The sequence below is a fragment of the Bradyrhizobium sp. USDA 4011 genome, from assembly GCF_054063415.1.
The window spans coordinates 4,963,836-4,989,130 of the sequence record NZ_JBSSGG010000001.1 but is presented as its reverse complement, the minus strand read 5'-3'; the positions used below and the strand labels follow the sequence as shown (position 1 = coordinate 4,989,130).

Annotated in this window: 23 protein-coding genes; 4 read left to right on the top strand and 19 right to left on the bottom strand. The window is 64.6% G+C overall.

The genetic code is table 11. The annotated features are described in order from the left end of the window. Window positions 1-219: 219 nt before the first annotated feature. On the top strand, window positions 220-1,260 hold the full coding sequence (locus tag ACVW1C_RS23360) for an IS110 family RNA-guided transposase (RefSeq protein WP_456759367.1): 1,041 nt from the start codon (window positions 220-222) through the stop codon (window positions 1,258-1,260). A gap of 315 nt (window positions 1,261-1,575) precedes the next feature. On the opposite strand, the gene argF is transcribed toward ACVW1C_RS23360, so the two are convergent. Beyond that, on the bottom strand, window positions 1,576-2,502 hold the full coding sequence (gene argF / locus ACVW1C_RS23355) for an ornithine carbamoyltransferase (protein WP_456760416.1): 927 nt from the start codon (window positions 2,500-2,502) through the stop codon (window positions 1,576-1,578). Beyond that, complete coding sequence (locus tag ACVW1C_RS23350) at window positions 2,502-3,707, bottom strand: acetylornithine transaminase (protein WP_456760415.1); 1,206 nt, start codon at window positions 3,705-3,707, stop codon at window positions 2,502-2,504. Before ACVW1C_RS23350 ends, argF begins: the two co-directional genes overlap by 1 nt. A gap of 496 nt (window positions 3,708-4,203) precedes the next feature. Here ACVW1C_RS23350 and ACVW1C_RS23345 point away from each other — a divergent pair, with 496 nt between their 5' ends. Then, window positions 4,204-4,716, top strand: coding sequence for a GcrA family cell cycle regulator (locus tag ACVW1C_RS23345; RefSeq protein ID WP_021076557.1), 513 nt, complete (start codon window positions 4,204-4,206; stop codon window positions 4,714-4,716). Window positions 4,717-4,897: 181 nt separating this feature from the next. Here the strand turns inward: ACVW1C_RS23345 and phoB are convergent, their stop codons facing one another. From phoB to ACVW1C_RS23280, 13 genes are all read right to left on the bottom strand, one after another. After that, the gene (gene phoB / locus ACVW1C_RS23340) at window positions 4,898-5,608 is read right to left on the bottom strand and encodes a phosphate regulon transcriptional regulator PhoB (protein WP_016844067.1); all 711 of its coding nucleotides are present in this window, start codon (window positions 5,606-5,608) and stop codon (window positions 4,898-4,900) included. Between the two features lie 130 nt (window positions 5,609-5,738). Continuing rightward, complete coding sequence (gene phoU / locus ACVW1C_RS23335; RefSeq protein ID WP_050403109.1) at window positions 5,739-6,455, bottom strand: phosphate signaling complex protein PhoU; 717 nt, start codon at window positions 6,453-6,455, stop codon at window positions 5,739-5,741. Window positions 6,456-6,466: 11 nt separating this feature from the next. Continuing rightward, window positions 6,467-7,288 carry a phosphate ABC transporter ATP-binding protein PstB gene (gene pstB, locus ACVW1C_RS23330; RefSeq protein ID WP_456760414.1) on the bottom strand — a complete coding sequence of 274 codons (822 nt, stop codon included), beginning with the start codon at window positions 7,286-7,288 and terminating at the stop codon, window positions 6,467-6,469. After that, entirely contained in the window at window positions 7,285-8,130 is an 846-nt protein-coding gene (gene pstA / locus ACVW1C_RS23325) for a phosphate ABC transporter permease PstA (RefSeq protein WP_456760413.1), read from the bottom strand. The genes pstB and pstA overlap by 4 nt, the downstream gene beginning before the upstream one ends. Window positions 8,131-8,134: 4 nt before the next feature. Next, on the bottom strand, window positions 8,135-9,124 hold the full coding sequence (gene pstC / locus ACVW1C_RS23320) for a phosphate ABC transporter permease subunit PstC (protein ID WP_456760412.1): 990 nt from the start codon (window positions 9,122-9,124) through the stop codon (window positions 8,135-8,137). Between the two features lie 229 nt (window positions 9,125-9,353). Next, window positions 9,354-10,364 carry a phosphate ABC transporter substrate-binding protein PstS gene (gene pstS / locus ACVW1C_RS23315; protein ID WP_456760411.1) on the bottom strand — a complete coding sequence of 337 codons (1,011 nt, stop codon included), beginning with the start codon at window positions 10,362-10,364 and terminating at the stop codon, window positions 9,354-9,356. 136 nt (window positions 10,365-10,500) lie between these two features. Next, window positions 10,501-11,814, bottom strand: coding sequence for an ATP-binding protein (locus ACVW1C_RS23310; RefSeq protein WP_456760410.1), 1,314 nt, complete (start codon window positions 11,812-11,814; stop codon window positions 10,501-10,503). 84 nt (window positions 11,815-11,898) lie between these two features. Further along, the gene (locus tag ACVW1C_RS23305) at window positions 11,899-12,954 is read right to left on the bottom strand and encodes a UPF0104 family protein (protein ID WP_456760409.1); all 1,056 of its coding nucleotides are present in this window, start codon (window positions 12,952-12,954) and stop codon (window positions 11,899-11,901) included. 354 nt (window positions 12,955-13,308) lie between these two features. Next, the gene (locus tag ACVW1C_RS23300; RefSeq protein ID WP_456760408.1) at window positions 13,309-13,536 is read right to left on the bottom strand and encodes a SelT/SelW/SelH family protein; all 228 of its coding nucleotides are present in this window, start codon (window positions 13,534-13,536) and stop codon (window positions 13,309-13,311) included. Between the two features lie 19 nt (window positions 13,537-13,555). Beyond that, window positions 13,556-14,458, bottom strand: a complete 903-nt coding sequence (locus ACVW1C_RS23295; protein ID WP_456763152.1) for a haloalkane dehalogenase — start codon at window positions 14,456-14,458, stop codon at window positions 13,556-13,558. A gap of 2 nt (window positions 14,459-14,460) precedes the next feature. Further along, window positions 14,461-15,051, bottom strand: a complete 591-nt coding sequence (locus ACVW1C_RS23290; protein WP_456760407.1) for a TetR family transcriptional regulator C-terminal domain-containing protein — start codon at window positions 15,049-15,051, stop codon at window positions 14,461-14,463. Between the two features lie 108 nt (window positions 15,052-15,159). Continuing rightward, the gene (locus ACVW1C_RS23285) at window positions 15,160-15,456 is read right to left on the bottom strand and encodes a hypothetical protein (RefSeq protein WP_456760406.1); all 297 of its coding nucleotides are present in this window, start codon (window positions 15,454-15,456) and stop codon (window positions 15,160-15,162) included. A 2-nt stretch (window positions 15,457-15,458) separates the two neighbouring features. Beyond that, window positions 15,459-16,853 carry an OmpA family protein gene (locus ACVW1C_RS23280; RefSeq protein WP_456760405.1) on the bottom strand — a complete coding sequence of 465 codons (1,395 nt, stop codon included), beginning with the start codon at window positions 16,851-16,853 and terminating at the stop codon, window positions 15,459-15,461. Between the two features lie 169 nt (window positions 16,854-17,022). Here ACVW1C_RS23280 and ACVW1C_RS23275 point away from each other — a divergent pair, with 169 nt between their 5' ends. Further along, window positions 17,023-18,081 carry a polysaccharide deacetylase family protein gene (locus tag ACVW1C_RS23275; RefSeq protein ID WP_456760404.1) on the top strand — a complete coding sequence of 353 codons (1,059 nt, stop codon included), beginning with the start codon at window positions 17,023-17,025 and terminating at the stop codon, window positions 18,079-18,081. Between the two features lie 257 nt (window positions 18,082-18,338). Beyond that, on the top strand, window positions 18,339-19,139 hold the full coding sequence (locus ACVW1C_RS23270; RefSeq protein ID WP_456760403.1) for an SDR family NAD(P)-dependent oxidoreductase: 801 nt from the start codon (window positions 18,339-18,341) through the stop codon (window positions 19,137-19,139). A 175-nt stretch (window positions 19,140-19,314) separates the two neighbouring features. On the opposite strand, the gene boxB is transcribed toward ACVW1C_RS23270, so the two are convergent. The 4 genes from boxB to ACVW1C_RS23250 all read right to left on the bottom strand — a co-directional run bounded on the left by boxB (window position 19,315) and on the right by ACVW1C_RS23250 (window position 25,183). Next, the gene (boxB, locus tag ACVW1C_RS23265; protein WP_456763151.1) at window positions 19,315-20,751 is read right to left on the bottom strand and encodes a benzoyl-CoA 2,3-epoxidase subunit BoxB; all 1,437 of its coding nucleotides are present in this window, start codon (window positions 20,749-20,751) and stop codon (window positions 19,315-19,317) included. Between the two features lie 184 nt (window positions 20,752-20,935). Continuing rightward, entirely contained in the window at window positions 20,936-22,624 is a 1,689-nt protein-coding gene (gene boxC / locus ACVW1C_RS23260; RefSeq protein ID WP_456760402.1) for a 2,3-epoxybenzoyl-CoA dihydrolase, read from the bottom strand. Between the two features lie 164 nt (window positions 22,625-22,788). Then, window positions 22,789-23,598 (bottom strand): alpha/beta fold hydrolase, encoded by an 810-nt coding sequence (locus ACVW1C_RS23255; protein ID WP_456760401.1) that lies wholly within the window; start codon window positions 23,596-23,598, stop codon window positions 22,789-22,791. 37 nt (window positions 23,599-23,635) lie between these two features. Continuing rightward, window positions 23,636-25,183, bottom strand: a complete 1,548-nt coding sequence (locus tag ACVW1C_RS23250; protein ID WP_456760400.1) for a benzoate-CoA ligase family protein — start codon at window positions 25,181-25,183, stop codon at window positions 23,636-23,638. Window positions 25,184-25,295: the final 112 nt, after the last annotated feature.

Genomic DNA, 25,295 nt, shown 5'->3' with positions numbered 1-25,295 from the left:
CTGGGGTCTCGGACCATGAAATAAAGGGGTTCAGCAAAACCGTCTATCCGTCGTCCCTGCGAAAGCAGGGACCCATAACCACCGATGTCAGTTGCTGCATCAAGCTGGGGCCCCAGCCTTCACAACAATTGGCAGCGATGGTTGATGGTGTGGACGGCCCCCTACGGCATCAGTGTGCCAGAATGAGGTTGTTGCAAATCTCAGACATGGGAGCCGTCCGTGAACCAGATTATCCGCATTGGGATGGATACGTCGAAGCATATTTTTGTGCTGCATGGGGTTGATGCGTCCGAGCAGCCGGTCTTACGCAAGAAGCTTTCGCGCAAACTCGTGCTGGAGTTCTTCGCCAAATTGCCGCCGACGGTGATCGGGATGGAGGCCTGCGGGGCGTCGCAATATTGGGCGCGAGAGCTTTCCAGGCTGGGCCATGAGGTGAAGCTGATGGCACCGCAATTGGTGAAGCCCTACGTGATGCGGAACAAGAATGACGGGCGAGACGCAGAAGGCCTGTGTGAGGCGATGAGCCGGCCGAGCATGCGCTTTGTGCCGGTGAAAAGCGCCGAGCAGCAGGCTGCGCTGATGCTGATGGGGGTCCGCGACGGACTGATCGCCCGGCGCACCCAATTGACCAACACGATCCGCGGCCATGCGGCGGAGTATGGCCTGATCGCGCCCAAGGGGCTGGAGGCGATCGAACCGCTGCTGGCGCGGATCGCGCAGGACGAGACGCTTCCCGCTCTGGCGCGCGAGCTGTTTGCCATGCTGGGCCGGGAGTGCGTCAGGCTCGAGGACGAGTTGGAGGCGGTTGAGGCCAAGCTGATGGCCTGGCACCGCGGCGATGCCACGGGCCGGCGCCTGGCGCAGATTCCGTCGATCGGTCCGATCATTGCAACGATGCTGGTGATGAAGACACCTGATCCGGCCGCGTTCCGCTCAGGTCGTCACTTTGCGGCTTGGCTCGGCCTCACGCCCAAGGACCACTCCACCGCAGGCAAGACCAGGCTTGGCAAGATCACGCGGGCGGGCGATGAGGACCTGCGCCGTCTGCTGGTCGTCGGGGCCACGGCGGTGATCCAGCAGGCCAGGCGCGGACGCGGTCATCACTCGCGCTGGCTACTGGCGCTGATCAAGCGCAAGCCGCCGAAGCTTGCGGCCGTAGCGCTTGCCAACAAGGTGGCGCGCATCGCCTGGAAGCTGATGGTGACGGGTGAGAGTTATGACGCCGCACGGCTGAATGCCGCTACGACGGGTACCGCTTAACAGATTGGCCGGCCGGCGGGCTCGCTCGCCGACCGACCGACCGGAGCTGCAAGAGCAGATGGAGCGATCGATCGAGCAACGATGCGAGACAATCCGTGGGACCCATCGGCCGTCAACAGGTCGCGTGGTTGTTTGGAACTCGCATCGCGCAAACCATCTTGGCCAGCGATTCATTCGATCGCACTCAACAGGCCGGACATATGGATGCAAGCGATCCGATCAATCCCAGAAAGCTCTTGTGCCACGGGGGCCGTCCACATATGGGTCCCGGGTCGCGCTGCGCTTGCCCGGGACGACAACGTTAATGACCTACAATTACGCGACCGTGTCGAAACACCAGGCCAGGATGCCCTTTTGCGCATGCAGACGGTTTTCCGCCTCGTCGAACACCACGGATTGCGGGCCGTCGATCACCTCGTCGGTGACCTCCTCGCCGCGATGCGCGGGCAGGCAGTGCATGAACAGCGCGTCCGGCTTGGCGAGCGACATCAGCTTGGCATTGACCTGATAGGGCTTCAGCACGTTGTGGCGGTGCTCGCCCTCCTTGTCGCCCATCGACACCCAGGTGTCGGTGACGACGCAGTCGGCGCCGCGCACGGCGGCTTCCGGATCGGTGCCGAGCCTGATCGGCGCGCCGGTGGCCTTGATCCAGTCCCGCATCGGCTTCTTCGGCGAGAGCTCCGGCGGGGTCGCAATGTTGAGATTGAACTTGAACCGCTCGGCGGCGTGCGCCCAGGAGGCCAGCACGTTGTTGTCGTCGCCGGTCCAGGCCACCGTCTTGCCCTCGATCGAGCCGCGGTTTTCCTCATAGGTCATGAGGTCGGCCATCACCTGGCAGGGATGCGAACGCCGGGTCAGGCCGTTGATGACGGGCACGGTGGCGTGAGCGGCGAGCTCGAGCAGCGCGTCATGATTGAGGATGCGGATCATGATCGCATCGACATAACGCGACAGCACGCGCGCGGTGTCGGCGATGGTCTCGCCGCGGCCGAGCTGCATCTCGGCGCCGGTCAGCATGATGGATTCACCGCCGAGTTGGCGCATGCCGACGTCGAACGACACCCTTGTGCGGGTCGACGGGCGCTCGAAGATCATCGCCAGCGTCTTGCCTTCGAGCGGCTTCCTGCCCTTCTCATGCGCCTTCAGCTTCGCCTTCATGGCGGCTCCGGCTTCGAGCATGTTGCGCAGCTCGGCGAGCGGCAGCTCGTTGATGTCGAGGAAGTGACGGACCGGCTTGCTCATTATCCAGCCGCCTTCTTCGGCTGCGGCGCTGACAGCACAGAGCAGGCGCGCTCGAGCGCTGTGATCGACTGGTCGATCTCGGCCTCGGTCACGATCAGGGGCGCCAGGAACCGCACCACATTGTCGCCGGCGCCGACGGTGAGCAGCTTCTCGTTGCGCAGCGCGGCGATCAGATCGCTCGACGGCACCACCGCCTTGACGCCGATCAACAGGCCCTCGCCGCGCACCTCCGACAGCACGCCGGGATAGCGGTCGACCACGGAAGCGAGCTTCTGCTTGAGCAGCAGCGACATCTTCTGCACGTGCTCGAAGAAGCCGGGCTTGAGCATGACGTCGAGCACGGCATTGGCGGCGGCGACCGCGAGCGGATTGCCGCCGAAAGTCGAGCCGTGCGAGCCCGGCGCCATGCCGGCCGCAGCCTGCGCGGTCGCCAGCACCGCGCCGATCGGGAACCCACCGCCGAGCGCCTTCGCCAACGACATTACGTCCGGCGTGACGCCGGTGCGCTTGTAGGCGAACAGCTCGCCGGTGCGGCCCATGCCGGTCTGCACCTCGTCGAACGCGAGCAGCAGGCCATGCTCGTCGCACAGCGCGCGCAGCGCTTTGAAGAACGCCTGCGGCGCCGAGCGCACGCCGCCCTCGCCCTGCACCGGCTCGATCAGGATGCCGGCGGTGTGCGGGCCGATCGCCTTCTTCACCGCCTCGATGTCGCCGTGCGGCACCTGGTCGAAGCCGTCCATCGGCGGGCCGAAGCCCTCGAGATATTTCGCCGAGCCGGTCGCAGCCAGCGTGCCCAGCGTGCGGCCATGGAAGGCGCCTTCGAAGGTGATGATGCGGTATCGTTCGGGATGGCCCTTGGAGAAGTGATGATGGCGGACCAGCTTGATCACGCCCTCCATCGCTTCGGCGCCGGAATTGCAGAAGAACACGAAGTCGGCAAAGCTCTGCTCGCACAGCCGCGCGGCCAGCACCTCGCCGTCCGGGCTCTTGAACAGGTTCGACATGTGCCAGAGCTTGGTCGCCTGCTCCTGCAGCGCCTTGACCAGATGCGGGTGCGCATGTCCGAGCGCGTTCACCGCGACACCCGAGGTGAAATCGAGATAGCGGTCGCCGTTGGTTGCGATCAGCCAGGCGCCCTCGCCGCGCTCGAAGCCGAGATCGACCCGGGCGAAGACGGGGAGCAGATGCGACGAGGCGTTGGTCATGGCGTTCACTGCCGGTTTGAAGCCGTCAATTGCTGCGCGCCTTGACGCCAACGCAGCAACCGCCAGCTTCGGAAAACAAAACGGCCGCCTTTGCGGGCGGCACGTGCGGGTCATTCTATGCGGCGGCCGGTAAGTGTCAATCGCCAGGAGCTAGCCTTTGCTGGCCTTCCTGCAATGCGAAACTAGCGCAATCCGGAGCATTCCGGTGCGGTGGAAAAGCCTCACAGCAATGCTTAACTTTGTGGGAACATGTGGACGCACGGCCGCGGACTCTTGCGCCAGAGTCACGCCATATTGTAGCGTTTGGCCTGTCGGGTACGACATCTCGTGCGGCAGTACTGGACCCTCTAAGTAGCCTTCGTGTCTCGCGTAAACGTTCGGGCGCAACACCGTGCCCGGCGAGGGCTAAGGGATTCTGGCCGCAGGGATATTTGTCCAGATTGGCTCGCAGCGCCGCTCCGATGAGTGGCCGGCGCCATGCGAAAGGAAGAATGCGATGACTGTATTGACCTGGTCCGACGATCGCGTCGAGCAGCTGAAGAAGCTCTGGGAATCCGGCCTCTCAGCCAGCCAGATCGCGGCGGAACTTGGCAATGTGACGCGAAACGCCGTGATCGGCAAAGTACATCGGCTCGGCCTCTCCGGCCGTGCCAAGGCGCCCTCCACGGCTGCGCCGCGGCAGCGCAAGGCCCGTCCCGCCCAGCACATGATGCGGGTGGCGCGCCCGGTGTCGCGCGGCAACACCGCGCTGGCGCACGCCTTCGAGGTCGAGATGGAGCCCGATCCGATCTCCTTCGACAATGTGGTGCCGATGAGCCAGCGGCTGTCGCTGCTCGAGCTCAACGAGGCCACCTGCCACTGGCCGGTCGGCGATCCCTCGAGCCCGGAATTCTTCTTCTGCGGCGGCAAGGCGCTCGCCGGCCTGCCCTATTGCGCGCATCACTCGCGCGTCGCCTACCAGCCCGCCGCCGATCGCCGCCGGCCATCGGCGAAGCCACAGATCAAGTAGCACTCGGGAAACTTGCCTGGACTGCAAAAGCAAATCCCCGCGAAAGCGGGGATTTTTTTGTGGTTGCCGTCATTGCGAGGAGCGAAGCGACGAAGCAATCCATCGTTCCGCATTTGCGGTAGGATGGATTGCTTCGCTACGCTCGCAATGACGGGACCGTTGTTGCGATTGGCGGCCAGCCTTACGGCTGCGGCTCGGCTTTGGCGAAGCGGTCGTCGAGCGCATAACCGGCGCCGCGCACGGTGCGGATCGGATCCTGCTCGCGGCCCGGATTGAGCAGCTTGCGCAGGCGGCCGATATGCACGTCGACGGTACGCTCATCGATATAGATGTCGCGGCCCCAGACGCTGTCGAGCAGCTGCTCGCGGCTGAACACGCGGCCGGGATGCTCGAGGAAGAATTCGAGCAGCCGATACTCGGTCGGACCGAGATCGATCGGACGTCCCGAGCGCGCCACGCGGCGCTTCTCGCGGTCGAGCTCGATATCGCCATAGGTGAGCACGGTCGCCAGCCGCTCCGGGCTAGCCCGCCGCAGCAGGCCCTTCACTCGCGCCAGGAGCTCCGGCACCGAGAACGGCTTGACGATGTAATCGTCGGCGCCGGTGGCAAGCCCGCGCACGCGCTCGCTCTCCTCGCCGCGCGCGGTGAGCATGATGATCGGAAGCTGCTTGGTCTCGGGACGCGCCCGCAGGCGGCGGCACAGCTCGATGCCGGACAGGCCCGGCAGCATCCAGTCCAGTACCACGAGGTCGGGAACGCGCTCCTTCAGGCGGGTGTCGGCATCGTCGCCGCGCCCGACCGTTTCGACATCGTAGCCTTCCGCATCGAGGTTGTAGCGCAACAGTGTCGTCAGCGCTTCCTCGTCTTCGACTACCAGAATGCGTGCGCTCATCGGTTTAAGTTCTCTCTCTGTGGTGATCCGTTGCCCAGACGCAAACCGAAACGCTTACTTTCCTGGGCATAATCCCCGCGGAAACGACTTGTCGTGAAGACAATCCGGCTCCGCGCCCGCGGATCATGTCCTAGGTACCCGGCACAGTGGTGGCAAAATTGGTCATGTCGCCCTTCGGGCGCTTGTCGGTGATCTGCTGGCCCTCGATCATGTAGAACACGGTCTCGGCGATATTGGTGGCGTGATCGCCGATCCGCTCGATGTTCTTGGCGCAGAACATCAGATGGATGCAGAACGAGATGTTGCGCGGATCCTCCATCATGTAGGTCAGCAGCTCGCGGAAAAGCGAGGTGCAGATCGCATCGACCTCCTCGTCGCCCTTCCAGACGTTCATCGCCGCCGGCAGGTCGTGCGCGGCATAGGCGTCGAGCACCGACTTGACCTGCGACAGCACGAGGTCGGTCATGTGCTCCAGGCCGCGGATCAGCTTCAGCGGCTGGAAATCGCTTTCCAGCGCCGCGACGCGCTTGCCCATGTTCTTGGCGAGGTCGCCGATCCGCTCGAGGTCGGTGGCCACGCGCATCGCGCTGACGATTTCACGCAGGTCGATCGCCATCGGCTGGCGGCGGGCGATCGTCAGCACTGCGCGCTCTTCGATGACGCGCTGCAGATTGTCGATCTCGATGTCGGCGGCGACCACGCGCTTGCCGAGAGCGACGTCGCGACGGATCAGCGCGTCGACCGACTCGGTGATCATCCGTTCGACGAGGCCGCCCATCTCGGCGACCAGGCGGGTCAACTCCTGCAGGTCGCTGTCGAATGCCTTGGCGGTATGTTCAGAAGCCATCTTGTATCTCCTCAGCCGAACCGGCCGGTGATGTAATCCTGAGTCCGTCGATCGCTCGGCGAGGTGAAGATCTTGTTGGTGTCGTCGAACTCGATCAGCTCACCGAGATACATGAAGGCGGTCTTGTCGGAGACGCGCGCCGCCTGCTGCATGTTGTGGGTGACGATCGCGATCGTGTAGTCCTCGGAGAGCTCCTGGATCAGCTCCTCGACCTTGGCGGTCGAGATCGGATCGAGCGCGGAGCACGGCTCGTCGAACAGGATCACCTCGGGCCGCACCGCCACGGTGCGCGCGATGCACAGGCGCTGCTGCTGGCCGCCGGAAAGCGACAGGCCGGAGGCGTTCAGCTTGTCCTTGACCTCGTTCCACAGCGCGCCGCCGCGCAGCGCCTTCTCGACCCGGTCGTCCATCTCGGACTTCGAGATCTTCTCGTAAAGGCGGATGCCGAAGGCGATGTTCTCGTAGATCGTCATCGGGAACGGCGTCGGCTTCTGGAACACCATGCCGACCCGCGCACGCAGCAGATTGAGGTCGAGCTTGGGATCGAGAATGTTGGTCTGGTCCAGCATCAGCTGACCGACCGCGCGCTGGCCCGGATAGAGATCGTACATCCGGTTGAATATCCGCAGCAGGGTCGACTTGCCGCAGCCGGACGGACCGATGAACGCGGTGACGCGGTTGGTACCCAGCGTCAGGTTGATGTTCTTCAGCGCGTGGTGCTCGCCGTAATAGAAATTGAGGTTGCGCACCGTGACTTTCGGCGGCGCTTCCGGCAGCGGCGTATGCGGTGCAACGTGGCTCGGGTTACTGGTTGAAACGGAGAGCTCGGTCATTTTGCGGCCCTTTCGGCACCAAGGATACGCGCGCCGATATTCAGCGCGAGCACGGTGAATGTGATCAGCAGTGCGCCGCTCCACGCCAGCTCTTTCCAGTAGGCGTAGGGGCTCTGCACGAAATTGTTGATGGTCACCGGCAGGTTGGCCATCGTCTTGGTCAAGTCCCAGCTGAAAAACTGGTTAGACAGCGCGGTGAACAGCAGCGGCGCGGTCTCGCCGGCGACACGGGCGGTCGCCAGCAGCACGCCGGTGATCAAGCCGCTACGCGCAGCACGATAAGCGATCCGCTTGATCACCAGCGAGCGCGGCAGGCCGAGCGCGGAGGCCGCCTCGCGCAGCGGATTGGGCACCAGCAGCAGCATGTCCTCGGTGGTGCGCAGCACGACCGGGATCACGATCACGGCGAGCGCTAGACTGCCTGCGATCGCCGAGAAGCCACGCATCGGCACCACCACAGCACCGTAGATGAACAGGCCGATGATGATCGAGGGCGCGCTGAGCAGGATGTCGTTGATGAAGCGGATCACCGAGGTGAGCTTGTCGTGCCTGCCGTATTCGGCGAGGTAGGTGCCGGCGAACAGGCCGAGCGGCGCCCCGATGCCGACGCCGATCACCGTCATGATGACCGAGCCGACGATGGCATTGAGCAGGCCGCCTTCGGTCGAGCCCGGCGGCGGCGTGTTCTGGGTGAACAGCTGCACGCTGAGGCCGGCAACGCCGTTGTAGACCAGCGTGATCAGGATCAGCGCCAGCCAGGTGACGCCGAACAGCGCCGCGCCGACACAGAGTGCGCGAATGACGATGTCGCTGCGGCGACGGGATTTGTAGATCGGGTTCATGACGCTAGTTCCCCGCTTTCGTTTCAAGCCGCATCAGCATCAGCCGGGCGCCGGCGAGCACGAAGAAGGTCAGCACGAACAGCAGGAGGCCGAGCAGGATCAGGCCGGACTGGTGCAGACCGTCGCTCTCGGCGAATTCGGAGGCGATCGCCGCCGAGATCGTGGTGCCCGGCGCGAAGATCGACGACGAGATGCGGAACGAGTTGCCGATGATGAAGGTCACCGCCATCGTCTCGCCGAGCGCGCGGCCGAGCGCCAGCATGATGCCGCCAATCACGCCGACCCGGGTGTAGGGGATCACGACGCTGCGGACGACTTCCCAGGTGGTGCAGCCCATGCCGTAGGCGGCCTCTTTCAGTACCGGCGGCACGGTCTTGAACACGTCGACCGAGATCGCGGTGATGAAGGGCAGCACCATGATGGCGAGGATCAGCGCGGCGTTGAACAGGCTGAGATAGGACGGCGGACCTGCGAACACCGCACCCAGCACCGGGACGCCCTCGAAGATCCGGATCATGAAGGGCTGGAACGTGTTGGCCAGGAACGGGCCGAGCACGAAGAAGCCCCACATGCCGTAGATGATCGAGGGAATGCCGGCGAGCAGCTCGATGGCGATGCCGATCGGGCGGCGCAGCATTTGCGGGCACAGCTCGGTGAGGAAGATGGCGATGCCGATGCCGACCGGAATGGCGATCGTCATCGCGATGACCGAGGTGATCAGGGTGCCGTAGATCGGGCCAAGCGCGCCGAGCACCGGCGGATCGGCAGAGGGCGCCCAGCGCTGCGTCCAGAGGAAGGCGAGGCCGTATTCCTTCATCGCCGGCCAGGCGCCGGCGACCAGCGACAGGATGATGCCGCCGAGGATCAACAGGACCGAGATCGCCGAGATACGGGTGATCCAATAGAAGGTGAGATCACCGAGCTTGAAGGCGCTGAGGGCCTTGGCGCGATCGTAAGGTCCGGCGGCTTCCATCACATCGCTCTGAACAGCCATGTCTGCCACGCCAATCCCCTCATTACCATGTGAAAGCTACGCAAACCGCTACGCCCCGAAGCGATCTTCACTGACGCATTTGGCCGGGCGTCGTTCCGGTTGCGCCTCGCAGGGCGCGAACCCGGACCCCGCCCCGCGCTTCTTGCCGCGGTGATGGAGCCCGGGTCTTAATCGCTCGACCTGTGCCGCCCTTGGGAGGCGGCACAGGTGTTGTTTCAAAGCGTCGGACTTAGCTCTTGATGTCCGAGGACCAGGTCTTCTCGATCTGCTGGATGACATTGGCCGGCATCGGGATATAGTCGAGTTCTTCGGCCATCTTGGCGCCGTTCTTGAACGCCCAGCGGAAGAACTTGATGGCTTCCTGGGAGGCCGCCTTATCCGTCGCTTCCTTGTGCATCAGGATAAAGGTCGACGCGGTGATCGGCCAGGACTTGTCGCCGGGCTGGTCGGTCAGGATCACGTAATAGCCGGGCGCATGAGCCCAGTCAGCGTTGGAAGCGGCCGCCTGGAACGCTTCGACCGTCGGCTGCACCGTCTTGCCAGCCTTGTTGACCATGCCGGTGTAAGTCAGCTTGTTCTGCTTGGCGTAGGCATACTCGACATATCCGATCGAGTTTTTGGTCTGGCCGATGTTGCCGGAGACGCCCTCGTTGCCCTTGGCGCCGACGCCGGTCGGCCATTCCACCGCGGTGCCTTCGCCGACCTTGCTCTTCCAGTCAGGGCTCACCTTGGAGAGATAATTCGTGAAGTTGAATGTGGTGCCGGACCCATCCGAGCGGCGAACCACCGTGATCGCGTCCGAGGGAAGCTTCACATTCGGATTGAGCTTCTTGATCGCCGGATCGTCCCACTTGGTGATCTTGCCGAGGTAGATGTTGGCGAGCGTCTCGCCGTCGAACACCATGTCGCCGGGCTTCACGCCCTCGAGATTCACCACCGGAACGATCGCGCCCATCACCATCGGCCACTGGACGAGGCCGTCCTTCTCGAGCTGCTCGGCCTTGAGCGGCATGTCGGTCGCGCCGAAGGTGACCGTCTTGGCCTGGATCTGCTTGATGCCGCCGCCGGAGCCGATCGACTGATAGTTCAGGCCATTGCCGGTCTCCTTCTTGTAGGCGTCAGCCCACTTCGAATAGATCGGGAACGGGAACGTTGCGCCTGCGCCGGTAATATCGGCAGCGAAGGCCGACGTCGAAGCGGCGACCATGCCGGCAGCGACGATTGCTTTGATGAAATTCATGGGGTGGTCTCCATCTTGTGAGCGAAGCGCCAATTGCGCCCGATCGCGCCCACGCCGGTCCATCTAGGAGCGGTCGGTGCCGCTTTTACGAAGGTTGGATGACAGTTGGATGACAGTACTAAGCGACTGAAAACGCTTAGCTTTGGGTCGGCAACGGGGCCTTCGGCCGGGGAAAACAGGCGGTAAAGGTCGCGCCATTGTTCGGCACGCTCTCGATCAGAAGACGCCCGCGATGACGGTTAAGAATATGTTTCACCAGCGATAATCCGAGGCCGGTTCCGCCCTGGTTGCGGCTGTCGCCGACGTCCACCCGGTAGAACCGCTCAGTCAGCCGCGGCAGGTGCTCCGGGGCGATGCCGGGGCCGAAATCCCGTACCAGGACACGGATTTCGGGACTTCCCTCGCCCGATGCGCCCGAAACGGTCTGATGGAGCGACACTATGACGCGGCCGCCCGAGGCGCCGTATTTGAGGGCATTCTCGATCAGGTTCTCGAACAGGCGGAGCAGTTCCTCGCGGTCGCCCGCAATCGTGACCGGGGTCGGCGGCAGGTCGACGTCGATCTCGACCTGGCGCTCGCTGGCCAGCGCCTCGAGCCCGTCGGCCACCTGGCGGATGATCGGCACGATATCGATCGACGCCTCGGGCCGCACATGGGCCGACAACTCGACCCGCGACAGCGACAGCAGGTCGTCGATCAGCCGCGCCATGCGGGTGGCCTGGGTGTGCATGATGCCGAGGAAGCGCTCGCGCGCCCGCGCGTCCTCGCGCGCCGGCCCCTGCAGCGTGTCGATGAAGCCGGACAAGGCGGCAAGCGGCGTGCGCAGCTCATGGCTGGCATTGGCGACGAAATCGGCGCGCATCTCCTCGACCCGGCGCAGCGGGGTCAGATCGTGGAAGGTCATCAGCATGCATTTCTCGGTGCCGCCGAACTGGGTCGGCACCGGCACCGGCGTGATCACCAGTTCCATCCAGCGATCGACCGGAACGTGGTCGGAGTAGGTGGCGCGGCGCGGCTCGGTGGTCGCGATCGCCTCGCGCAACGCAGTGATAATCTCCGGCGAACGCAGGGCAAATTGCGCCAGCTCGTTCTTGCGCAGGGCCGGCGCAAGCTGCGCCGCGGCGGTGTTGAGATGGATGACGCGGCCGGCGCGGTCGAGCAGCACGGCCGGGTCCGGCATGCCGGCGACGACGGCGCTGACGGCGGTCGCCTCGACCGGATTGCCGTGGCGGACATCCTCGCGCGAGGTGCCGGCATCATGCAGCCGCCATGGCACCAGCGCCGCGGCCGCGATGCAGACGAACACCGCGCAGGCGCGCACCAGCGACAACTCGCCGAGCGCGACCACCACGCTCAACGCCAGCGCTGCGGCAAGCAGGATCAGCGCGGAATGGCGCAAGCGGTCGGGCCAGGGCGAGAAGATCGAATGCGGCGTATCGTCAATGGCCATTGCGGCGGCTTTCTTCCCGTCGGTTCATGTCTCGCCCAGGCGCGGTCACATCGACCGTCCCTCGGGAGGCATCGGGCCGCGTCATCAGACCCCGGAGTCACCGCGCTTGCGAACCAGAACCGCCTCGTGGTGCGGCTCAGTGCGGGGCCCCGAATCAGTCTGCGGCAGCCGTTTGAGTCGGGCGCCGACGATAACCTCCCGAAACGTCAGCAAGATTACAGATATGACGAACGGCGCAATATAGTAGAGCAGCCGGAACAACAGCATACCGCCGAGCAGGTCCTCGCGGTCCATCTGCCAGAGGCCGACCAGCATGGCGGCGTCGAACACCCCGAGCCCGCCGGGGGAGTGGCTGGCGAAGCCGAGCAGGGTCGCCGACACGAAGATCACCGCGACCACGACGAAGCCGAGATTGGGCTCGTCCGGCACCAGCACGTACATCGCCAGCGCGCAGAAGCCGAGGTCGACGATGCCGATCGCGATCTGCAGCAGCGTCAGCGGGCCGCCCGGCAGGGTCACCGTCCAGGGACCGCGGCCGACCACCCGCGGCTGGGTCCAGACCCAGACCACATAGGCGACCAGCGCAATGATGATGCCGAACGCGAGCGTGCGGTTGAGCCAGGGCGGCAGCTGGTCGATGTTGGTTGCGGCTTCCGGATGATAGGCGATGCCGAGCCCGAGCACGGCGGCATTGCCGAGCCAGAAGGTCAGGCCGGCGAGAAAGCAGATCTTGGCGACGTCGATCGCGTTCAATCGCCAGGCCGAATAGATCCGGTAGCGCACCGCGCCGCCGGTGAAGACGCTGGCGCCGACATTGTGGCCGATCGAATAGGAGGTGAACGCCGCGAGCGCATTGATGCGATAGGGCACGTGGGCGTGACCGATCGCGCGCACCGCGAACAGGTCGTAGAAGGTCAGCGTGAAGTAGCCGGCTGCGACGAACAGTCCCGCCAGCGCGATTTGTCGCGGCTCGGTGCTCTTGATGGCCTCGAGCACCTCATTGGTGTCGATGCCGCGCAGCATATGATAGAGGACGTAGCAGGCGATGCCGATGACGGCGATGCTGATGACAACACCCAGCCGATGCAGGATTTGCTTCTGGCGCAGAAACGCCATCGCCCTGCGTATTGCTTCCAGCATCTAGACCTCGAATTGCGATCCCGCGACGACGGCTCGCGGGCGAACCCCGCCGGCGCTTCGCTGTGCCCTGACCCCTGTAGCGCGTTTTAAGCCGGAGTGGAATTCGTCAAACGACAATAAAACGCGCATCTTCAAGATATTAGGGATGATTCATGACAGCGGGTGCACAAATATGCGCGTTTCTCGCCACCTTCGACAAGACTTGACCGCGACGTGCGGCAGTTAGTCCGGCGAACGCTACGCAAGGTCATCCGGGAAACTACGGGAAGCGAGAGCGACGCCGCAGCGCCTGCGCAGCGAAAACCGCCGCCGCAATGGTGATGCGACGGCGACGAGACAAGCCTGCGTAGATTTTTATGCCCGTGCCGTAGTCACAGCGCTGACGATTTCGGCAGCATCCGGGAAATGCCCCTTGGCGCGCTTGGCGATCACTTTGCCGTCAAGCCTGACCTCGAAGACGCCGCCCTTGCCGGGCACCAGCTCGGCATCGAGCCCAAGGCGTTCGCGCAGCAGCGCGGCGGCCTCCCTGGCGCGCTTCTCGTAGCCGCAGGGACGGCAATAAATGATCGAGAGGTCGGTCATGGCGTGCGCTCCCATCCACTCATGCCGCGAGATGTTGCGCGTTCACGGCTTCGATGCCGGCGATCCACCCGGCCACCGAGCGGCCGATCGCCTCCGGATGGTCTTCCTGCAGATAATGCGCACCGGCGCCGAGCTGAATGACCGCGCAATGCTGCAACTTCGCCGCGAAATCGGCGGCGAAGGCCGGCGACACCAAGGCTCCGGGCGAGCCCGTGAACAGCAGCTTCGGATAGGTCGATGCCGCAAGCGCCGCATGCGCGACAGTGAGCGCCTGATCGACATCATCAGGTTCGCCCGCGATCGGCAGCTCGCGCGGCAGCATCAAGGTCGGCTTGCGGCTCTCGCGCGTCGCAAACGGCGCGCGGTAAGCTTCCATCTCCTCCTCGCTGAGCGTGCGCAGGATCGAGCCGGGCAGCACGCGTTCGACGAACGCATTGTTGTCGAGGATCATCGCTTCGCCCACTCCCGGCGTGCGGAATTTCCGGAACGTGTCCCTGGCGGCCTCGTGCTGGTGGAAGTCGGACCAATCCCGCATCGGCCGGATGAACTCCATGAAGGCCAGCCCACGCACGAGTTGCGGACGGCGCGCCGCGAGATGGAACGCGAGCGCCGTGCCCCAATCCCGCGCGACGAGATACGCCGAACTGATACCGAGCTGGTCGATCAGCGCATCGAGATAGTCCGCATGGTCGAAGAAGCGGTAGGCAATGTCGGGCTTGCCGGACTGGCCGTAGCCGATCAGGTCGGGTGCGATGCAGTGCCCGACCGGCGCCACCAGCGGCATGATGTTGCGCCAGATATAGGATGAGGTCGGATTGCCGTGCAGGAACAGCACGTGCGGCGCGTCGCTGCGCCCAAGCTCGCGATAGGCCATCGTGGTCCCGAACACCGGGCGATGATGCAGACTGATATCGGCAGACATGGTCACGGCAGCTCCTTGAACACGGTTTGGAAGGCGATCGTCTTGAAACGCTCGAGCGCGGCCGCGCTGCGCTCGACCTTCATGCGCAACATCGCGCCCTGCCAGGATGCGAGCAGGAAATCGGCAAGCTCATCGGGATCGAAGTCGGACGCGATCTCGCGTTTGGCCTGAGCTTCGGCGATGCAGGCCGCAAACGGCGCGCGCCATTCCCGGAAGATCTCGTCGAGCTGCTCGCGCAGCATCTCGCTCGAGCCCGACGCCTCGAGGCTGAAATCGCCGATCAGGCAGCCGCGGGTGAAGCCGTCATGCGCGAGCTTGCCGGTGATCAGATCGAGATAGCGCCGGAGCCTGTCGCGCGGCGGCAGCGTCGTGTCGCCGAGCGCTTCGGCGACGAGGCCGCGCACATAGAGGAAGTAGCGGTCGAGCACTTCCGACGCGAACAGCTCCTTGGAGCGGAAATGGTTGGTGAACGAGCCCTGCGGCGCGCCGGCCGCGGCGGTGACGTCGCGCACGCTGGTGCCGTGATAGCCGGTCCGGAACATTTCCTTCAGGCCGGCGTCGAGGATGGCATCGCGGAGAGAGGGCTTTGGCATGGGCGCGATTTAATACGTACGTACGTATTAACGTCAAGCAGCAAAATGCATGGGCGCGCGCCGCGCTTGGCGACGCCGCTCAGTCCTGTTGGGTCAAGGGTTTAGGGGTCAGCTCGCTGGCCTGCTGCGCGAAACCACCCAGTCGCGCAGCCAAGAGCCGATCGCGCAACCGACGAGATAGAGCGCGAACATGACGAGGAAGAGATCGAGCCAGTAGCCGAACCGGCCGGGCACGACCCGCGCAAACGATGCCGCGACCAGCGCGGCGGCGAGCAGCGCGAGCCAGCGCATCCACATCTTCGAGACGCCCTGCGCCCGATGCACCACCGCGATCCAGCCCATGCCGAAGCCGAGCAGCGCGGCGCCGAGCAGCCAACCCCAGAAGAATGTCGCAAGCGCGGTCATCGCTACTTCACCACGAATTCGATGCGGCGGTTCTGCGCCTTGCCGTCTTCACTCTCGTTGCCGGCGAGCGGCTGCGTGCTGCCGTAGCCGATCGGCGTGAAACGGTTGGCAGGCAGTCCGGCGCGCACGAGGTAATCGACCACGGCCTGCGCGCGGCGCTCCGACAAGGTCTGGTTGGCCGCCTCCTCACCGTCGCTGTCGGTATGGCCGGCGACTTCGATCGTCGCATTGGGACAGCGCATCGCGGTCTCGATCAGGCGGTCGAGCAGACCGGCGGAGTCAGGAACGATGTCGGCCTTGCCGGACTCGAAGCGGATCTTGCCCTTGGAGAGGATCTCGGAAAACAGCTGCTGACACACCGTCGGATCGACCGGCGCCGCCGCCGGCTTGACCGTGACCTCGGCCTTGTATTGCCAGCCCTTCGGAAAATCCTTGCCGAGCCCGTCGCGGATCTGGCCCGCCGCGGCATCATAGAGCGCATCGCCCGACAGCTTGACCTCGCGATCCGATACCACGAGCGTCCCGGTCGACAGCCGCGACAGCGCGCCGAGCGCAGGCACCACCGCCGCCGCAAATCCCGAGGGCGCGCCGATGCTGGCCTTGAGATTGTCGACCACCTTCTCGCTGAAGAACTTGCGGCCGGCGGCGGCGACCAGCGCGGCATGCACGTTGTTGTCGGGCACGTAGCCGGTCAGCGTCAGCGTCACCGCGACCGGGTCCTTGTAGGCCTGGAACACGTAAGGCGGCGCCTTGATGTCGTTGGCGGCGATCGAATAGCCTTCCGGCAGGTTCTTCAGCGCCGCCGCGACCGCCTCGCGTCCGCCGAGTTCGCGCGCCATGCCCGCAAGAGCAACCTTGTTGTCGGTCAGCGTGATCTTGCCTTCCTTCAGCTTGCCGATCTGGTCGAGCAGCAACAGCGCCGCCGGGTCGAACCGCGACGGCGCGCCGCGCGCGAGCGCCATCTGATCCACCACCTCGACACCGCCGAGACTGGCCTTCGCGGCCTCGGTCAGCTTGCTCTTGCTCGACGGCAGCGGCGCATTGCCGCCAAGCGTGACCCGAACCACGTCGCGTTCGGCTGACCACACAAATGGCTTGGCTTCGGGAACGAGGCGGGTCTCGTCGTTGACCAGCCGCACGCCCGGCACGGCCTCGACCGACGCCACTGCACTGAGACGGCCGTCCTCGGAGAAGGCATTGGCCGCAAAGGTCACGTCGCGGCCGTCGACGCTGATACGGCGCTTGTCGAGCACGGTGTCCTTGAGTGCGGCATTAGAGCGCGCAGCAAGATCGGCCTCGACCGTTCCTGTGCTGGTCCAGGCCGCGATGCCCCACAGGACGACCAGTGGAATCACCCCCGGCCACCACTTGCTACTCCACTTGAAAAGTCCGTGCATTCAGCGTCCTGCGGGTCTGGAACCAGAGAGAAATCAAACCCTTGGCTGACTGTCAAACCCCAAATCAAAGGCCATGGCGGGGGCGCCATATTGGATCGGGATAACAGTTTCTTCAGTGCTCTTTCGCTAAGTTTGCGACGGAATGCAAATCGGCCGGCCCGTGCCCCTCATGAAACAACTCCGCAACACCGTGATCCGTGCCGGGATGGAGGCGTTGTATTTCTCGGGTGCCCATATCCTGCTGCGGCCGATCCTCGCCGGCGTCGGCGCCATCTTCATGCTGCACCACGTCCGCCCGCGGCGCGCCGATGCATTCCAGCCCAACCATCATCTCGAGGTCACGCCGGACTTCCTGCGTGCGATGCTGACGCATCTGCGCGTGCTCGACGTCGAAATCGTCAGCATGGACGAGGCGCATCGCCGCCTCACCGAACGGAATTTCGCGCGGCGCTTCGCCTGTTTCACCTTCGACGACGGCTACCGCGACAACCGCGATTTCGCGCTGCCTGTCATGCGCGAGTTCGGCGCGCCGTTCACGGTCTATGTCGCGAGCGACTTCGCCGAGGGCTGCGGCAAATTGTGGTGGATCGCGCTGGAGCGGGTGATCGCGGCTGCGTCTGCCATCGAGGTGCCGATCGACGGCGTCATGACGCGGATCGATACCGCGACGCCGCAAGCCAAGCGCATAGCGTTCGGGCGCATGCACGACTGGTTGCGTTCGCTGCCGGGCGAGAAGGAGATGCAGGCCGAGATCTCCGCGCTGTGCGCCCGCCACGGCGTCGACGAGACCGGCATCGCGCGCGAGCTCTGCATGTCTTGGGACGAATTGCGCGGCTTTGCCGACGATCCGCTGGTCACGATCGGCGCCCACACCATCACCCATTGCAATCTCGCCAAGCAGAGCGAGACCATCGCATCGTTCGAGCTCGCCACCAGCCGGGCGCGGATCGAGGAGACGCTGCAGCGTCCGGCGCTGCACCTCGCCTATCCCTATGGCGACCGGATCGCCGCCGGGCCGCGCGAGTTCGCGCTCGCCAGATCGATCGGCTTTCGGACCGCGGTGACGACGCGGCCGGGCATGCTGTTTGCCGAAAGCGCCGACCACCTGACCGCGTTGCAGCGGGTCTCGCTCAACGGCAATTACCAGGACGCGCGGCTCTTGCCGGTGCTGACATCCGGCGCCGCGACCGCGGTGTGGAACGGCTTTCGCCGCATCGACGCGGCGTGATCCGCGTTTAGGACATATCGCCTCAGATCTTCAATCTTCTCCTTCCCCCTGAAAGGGGGAAGGTCGGGATGGGGGTCAGCCACAAACGAAGGTGTCTGCGGAGAGAGCGGATCCCCACCCGCTTTGCTCTGCGAGCAAAGCGACCTCCCCTTTTCAAGGGGAGGTGGCGAGCCATGCTCCCGATTGCGCCTCTTTCCCTCTTCTTGACTCGATCCCCGGCCGCGCCCAGAACCATCGGCAACGCAATGGAGGAGCGCATGTTCAAGGATCTGTTCTCACTGAAGGGCCGCGTCGCACTGGTGACCGGGGGATCGCGCGGCATCGGCAAGATGATCGCGGCCGGCTTCCTCGCGCAGGGTGCCGCCAGGGTCTACATCACCGCGCGCAAGGCCGGTCCCTGCGAGGCTACCGCCCAGGAGCTCACCGCCGCCTATGACGGCGAATGCATCGCGCTGCCGATCGACATCTCGACCGTCGAGGGCTGCGACAAGCTCGCGAACGAAATCATCAAGCGGGAGCCGAAGCTCGACATCCTGGTCAACAATGCCGGCGCGGCATGGGGCGCGGACTTCGACGAATTCCCGGAGAGCGGCTGGGACAAGGTGATGAACCTCAACGTCAAGTCGATCTTCTTCCTGACCAAGGCGCTGGCCAAGCCGCTGCGCGCGGCGGCGACGCATGACAGACCGGGCAAGGTGATCAACATCGCCTCGATCGATGGCATCTTCGTCAACCCGATGGAGACCTATTCCTATGCCGCCAGCAAGGCCGCGGTGATCCATCTGACGCGCCGGATGGCGACGCGGCTGATCAAGGACAACATCAATGTCACCGCAATCGCGCCCGGCGCCTTCAAGTCGGACATGAACCGCGCCGCGCGCGACCACGCCGACGAGGTCGCACAGCGCGTTCCGTCGCGGCGCGTGGGCAGCGACGAGGACATGGCGGGGACCGCGATCTATCTCGCCTCGCGCGCCGGCGACTATGTCGTGGGCAACACCATCGCGGTCGACGGCGGCGTGGTCTACGCCACCGCCGGGCTGGAGATCGCGGGGTAGGCGGCCGCGCCTCTCACGCGCATCGGCGCGCAGATGTGGCCTGACGAACTTGCAAATGACGATTGAGGCCAGCTTCGTACGGACATCTGACCAAAAAGAAAAGGGGCGAGCCAGGACCTTATCGGCTCACCCCTTTTCGGCCTCTCCGGGAGGAGAGGAACGCGTTAGTTGAGGATCAGCTCTCGATCCTCACATATTCGAAATCGCCCGGCTTGTTGTCGATGCCGACCTTGGGCGGCGAGATCCAGGAAGCGAACTCGCCGGGCTCGGTCACCGGCTTCATCAGCGAGGCGATGAAGTCGCCGTCGGCGGTCGACGGCAGCCAGTCGTTCTTGCGCTTCGCCCAGGTGGCGTCGTCGATCAAGAGGCCATCGGGCGTCGCATGGATGTCCTTGAACTCGCCGATCTGGCGGTGGAAGGCGGTGTGCGGCACCGTGAGCTTGTAGTCGATGCCAGCGGTCGAGATCACCTTGTTCCAGCGCAGCATACCCTTGACGCAATCCTGCGTGTAGTCGTCGCGCAGCCGCATGTTGAGCGCGGTCAGCGCCGGCTCGTCGACCAGCTTGATCTGGCCGTCCACCATCTTCATGACCGGATAGGTCGAGCTCTTGAGCTGGTGATCGTCGTCGATCGTGGTTTCCTTGTAGCGGCCCTTGATGCCGGCGTTGAAGGCGTTGGCCGCATTGGTCGACACTTCGGAGCCGAACAGATCGAGCGACAGCGAATAGTGCAGGTTCAGCTTCTTCTGGATGGTCGGCAGGTCGATGACGCCGAGCGCACGGACCCTGGCGATGTCGTTCGGATCGGTGATGCCGGCTTCCGTCATCGCATCGCAGGTGCGCTGCACGACGCGGGTGATGCCGGTCTCGCCGACGAACATGTGATGGGCTTCCTCGGTCAGCATGAAGCGGCAGGTGCGCGACAGCGGATCGAAGCCCGACTGCGCCAGCGAGTGCAGCTGCATCTTGCCGTCGCGGTCGGTGAAGTAGGTGAACATGAAGAACGACAGCCAGTCCGGCGTCGCCTCGTTGAAGGCCCCCAGCATGCGTGGGCTATCCGCATCGCCCGAGCGGCGGCGCAGCAAATCGTCGGCCTCCTCGCGGCCGTCGCGGCCGAAATACTTCTGCAGCAAATAGACCATCGCCCAGAGATGGCGGCCTTCCTCGACATTGACCTGGAACAAATTGCGCATGTCGTAGAGCGAAGGCGCGGTCTTGCCGAGATGGCGCTGCTGCTCGACCGAGGCCGGCTCGGTGTCGCCCTGGATCACGATCAGGCGGCGCAGCATCGCGCGATGCTCGCCGGGGACTTCCTGCCAGGCCGGCTTGCCGTAGTCTTCGCCGAACGGGATGACGCGGTTCTCTTCCTGTGGTGCAAGCAAAATGCCCCAGCGATATTCGGGCATCCGCACATAGTCGAACTTGGCCCAGCCGCGCGGATCGACCGAATAGGCGGTGCGCAGATAGACCAGCGACTCCTGGAAGCCTTCCGGCCCCATGTCGCTCCACCAGTCCATGTAGCCGGGGTGCCAGCCCTCCAGCGCCTTGAGCACCTGGCGGTCTTCGGCGAGATTCACGTTGTTTGGAATCTTGGTCGAGTAATCGACGTTCATGATGTTCATGGCGTGCTCCTTGGTATCGGTCCGACGTCTATCGTGTCTTGCTCAACCGTCATCCTGAGGAGCGGCGTCTTCGCCGCGTCTCGAAGGATGCTGGCTTGCTTCCAATCCTCGCTAACGCTCGCACCTCCAGCGACAATGGCGAAGCCATTGCGCGGGGATGACGGCGTCATTTGCCTCAAACGCGCGTCATGTCGAATTGCGCCTTCTGGCCGGTGCCGTAGCGGCGCAGCGCGCCGTCTTCCCCGACCGCATTGGGCCGCTGGAAGATCCAGTTCTGCCACGCCGTGAGGCGCGAGAAGATCTTCGATTCCATGGTCTCGGGCCCGACGAAGCGCAGATTGGCTTCCATGCCGGTGAGGCCGTCGGGCGAGAACGAGGCGCGCTCCTCGAAGAACACGCGGACCTCGTCGTCCCAGTCGATGTCGTCGAGCGCGAAGGTGACGAGACCGAGCTCCTCGGCCTCCTCCGCATCGAGCGCCTTGCCGATCGATGCCTGCGCCCGCTCCAGATCCATTGGGTCGGCCTGGAAGCGCGATTGCAGCCGGGTCAGGCCGTGGCTCATCGGATAGGGCCCGAAATTCATCGCCGTCAGCTCGATCGCCGGCGGCGGGCGGTTGTCGCCCTGCTTCTGGCCGATCAGCATGTAGGAGCGGTCGGCGGCGAACACGAGTTCGGCCAGGGTGCCGACGAAGCAGGAGCCGGGCTCGACCAGCGTCACCAGCGTGCGCGAGGTGACGTCGATGCGCTTGAGCACGCGCTTCCAGTAATGCCTCACCTCGTTGACCAGCCAGTGCGCCTTGTTGGCCTCCAGGAACGCGTCATAGGACACGACGTTGGCGCGGTCGCCATGGCTCTTGAACACCAGCATCGCGGTCTCGAGCTCGTTGATGCGCAGATGCAGGATCGCATCGTCGAGCTCGCGGGCGACCTGCAGCGGCCAGAACGAAGCGCCCTGCGCGATCATGCCGTCGACGTCGGCGGGCGCCGTGGTTTCCGGCGCCTTGATCGAGATGGTGGCGATGCGCGCCACGCGGTCGATGTCGACGCTGACAAAGCCATAGCGGATCGCGCTGTCGTCGATGGTGCGCTGAAGCGGCGACAGCACGATGCCTTTGCCCTCCCCGTTGCGCTTCGATTTGGCGGCGAATTCCTTGACGCGCTCGGCAAGCTTGCCTTCGAGCTTGGAGTTCGGCGCGATCTCGTCGACCAGGCGCCACTGCACCGCGCGCTTGCCCTTGATGCCTTCCTCGATGGTGCAGAAGAAGTCGGCGTGGTCGCGGCGCACCTTGCGCTTGTCGACGACGCGGGTCAGGCCGCCGGTGCCCGGCAGCACCGCGAGCAGCGGCACTTCCGGCAGCGCGACGGCGGCGGCGCCGTCGTCGGCCATCATGATGTGGTCAGTCGCGAGCGCCAGCTCATAGCCGCCGCCGGCCGCGGTGCCGTTGACGACGGTGATGAAGCTCTGGCCGGAATTGTCGCTGGAGTCTTCAAGACCGTTGCGGGTCTCGTTGGTGAACTTGCAGAAGTTGACCTTGTGGGCGTGGGTCGAGCCCGCCAGCATCCGGATGTTGGCGCCGGCGCAGAACACCCGGTTCTTGCCCGAGCGCAGCACCACGACCTTCACCTCGGGATGCTCGAAGCGCAGCCGCTGCACGGCGTCGGCGAGCTCGATGTCGACGCCGAGATCGTAGGAGTTGAGCTTGAGCTGATAGCCCTCGAACAGGCCGGCATTCTCGTCGACGTCCATGGTCAGCGTCGCGACGTCGCCCGCGACGTCGAGCTTCCAGTGCCGGTAGCGCGACGGGTTGGTCTGGAAATCGATGTACTTCGCCCCGCCTGCAAGGACGCGATCGTCACCAGCCATGGGCCACCCTTATCTGTTGTTCGTTTGAAGGTTCGTCGTCGTGATCTTCATGCACAATAATGCATGTTTTCGATCTGGTCTAGTTCAAAGCGCAAAAACATGCATTTTGTTTCATGTTCTGGAATTCACCCATTGGGCCAATGACCTGGCACCGGCACCAAATGTCAGGCCGCCAGTGCCGGGTCGTCCCGGAGAGTTGCCCTGGCGAATTCGGTGACCGTTTCCAGCGTCACCGCGGGCGCCTCGCGGTGCGGCGAGTGACCGGCACCTGCGATGGCCGCGACATCGACCGGGCAGTAGCACTCGTCCTGGGCGATCTCGACCTGGCGCATCGTGCCGTATTGATCGTCCGCGCCCTGCACGATCAGCACCGGCACGCGGATATAGGCGAGATATTCGGAAATATCCCAGTCGCGGAATTTCGGATCGAGCCAGGCGTCGTTCCAGCCATGGAAGGCGTTGTCGACATCCTTGTGCCAGCGCGCCAGCTTCTCCTTCAGATTGGTGGTCTCATAGGCCGTCTTGATCTCGGCGATCGACTTCACCGAGATGTCCTCGACGACGAAGTGCGGCGCGATGAGCGCAAGCCCGTGCAGGCGATGATCCTGATGCGCGCCGGCATAGATCGCCGCGATCGAAGCGCCGTCGGAGTGACCGACCAGCAGGCCGCGGCGGAAGCCGATCCGGTCGAGCAGTTTCGGCAGCACGTCGAGCGCCTCGCGATGCATGTAGTCGACCGGACGCGGCAGCTTCGCCGGCGACGAGGAGCCATAACCCGCGCGCGAATAGGCGAACACGCCAGCGCCGGTCGCCGCCTGCAGCTTCTCGGGAAAATCGCCCCACAGCCCGACGCAGCCGAGACCTTCATGCAGCATCACGAGGGTCGGCGCCTCCTCGGGTAACGGGCCGATCATCCGGTATTCGAGATCGGCGCCGTCGATGTTGAGAATGCCTGTGGGGTTCAAATTCGTCATGATGGGCCTTCCTCACTCGTCGTCCCGGCGAAGGGAGCTAGTGCTCGTGTTCTCGCAACTTGAACCGCTGGATCTTCCCGGTCGCCGTCTTCGGCAGATTGTCGACCACATCGATCCAGCGCGGATATTTCCACGGCCCGATCTTCTGCTTGACGTGCTCCTTCAGTGCCTCGTGCAAACCGTCGGCCGAGCTCTCGGGCCGCAGCACCACATAGGCCTTCGGCTTCAGCAGGCCTTCCGGGTCGGCCTCCGGCACGACGGCGGCTTCGAGCACCGCGGGATGGGTGATCAGCGCGCTCTCGACCTCGAACGGCGAGACCCAGATGCCGGAAACCTTGAACATGTCGTCGGCGCGGCCGCAGAAGGTGTAACGGCCGTCGGCATCGCGCGTGTATTTGTCGCCGGTGCGGGTCCACGCACCCTCGAACGTGGCGCGGCTCTTGGCACGCTGGTTCCAGTAGCTCTCGCCTGCCGAGGGCGCATCGACCAGCAGTTCGCCGACCTCGCCATCGGCGACATCGGCCCCTTGCTCGTTGACCAGCCGCACCTTGTAGCCGGGCACCGGACGCCCCGAGGAGCCGTACTTGATGTCGCCGGGCGCATTCGACAGAAAGATGTGCAAGAGCTCGGTCGAGCCGACGCCGTCGAGGATGTCGACGCCGAACCGCGCGCGCCAGGCATTGCCGACCGATTCCGGCAACGCCTCGCCGGCCGAGGTGCAGACCCGCAGGCGATTGCCCGCGGCTTGCGTCTTCATCGCCTCGTCGTTCAGCATCGACGCGAACAGGGTCGGCACGCCGAAGAAGATGCTGGGATGATATTTGTTCAGCAGCGCGAACATCACCGCCGGCGTCGGACGCTCCGAATTGAGCACCGTGCTGGCGCCGACCGACATCGGGAAGGTCAGCGCATTGCCGAGCCCATAGGCGAAGAACAGCTTTGCCGCCGACAGGCCGACATCATCCTCGCGGATGCCGAGCACCTGTTTCGCGTAGGTCTCCGCGGTCGCCGCGAGGTTGGAGTGCAGATGACGCACGCCCTTCGGCATCCCGGTCGAGCCGGACGAATAGAGCCAGAATGCCGGCTCGTCGGCATGGGTCGGCGCGGTGGCGAACACGTCGCTCTCGCGCGCGATTTCATCCGACAGCTTCTTGTGGCCGTGCGCGTCCTTGCCGGAGACCACGACATGCTCGAGGTCGGGTATGCGCGCGATGATGTCCCTCACGACCGGCAGCAGCGCCTCGGAGACGAACAGCACGCGCGCGCGGCAGTCGCCGAGGATGTAGGCGTATTGCTCCGCGGTCAGCAGCGTGTTGAGCGGCACCGGCACCACGCCGGCGCGGATCGCGCCGAGGAACACGATCGGGAAATCGATCGTATCCAGCATGATCATGGCGACCCGCTCCTCGCGGCGGACGCCGAGCCGGCGCAGCATGTTGCCGACGCGGCGGGTCTGCTGCTGCAACTGGCCGTAGGTGATTTGCGACACCGTATCGTCGAACACGACCTTGTCGCCGCGGCCCTCATCGACATTGCGGTCGAGCAGCCAGGACACAGCATTGTAAGGCACTGCGTTGGTGGTCATGGCCCGCTCCTCAGGCACAGGCGCGTCGCGCCTGCCCTCTCCCATCAAGATTTAAGAATTATAATTCATACAAAGCCACCACATTGGCTTGCTGTCAATCCTCGTCGGCATT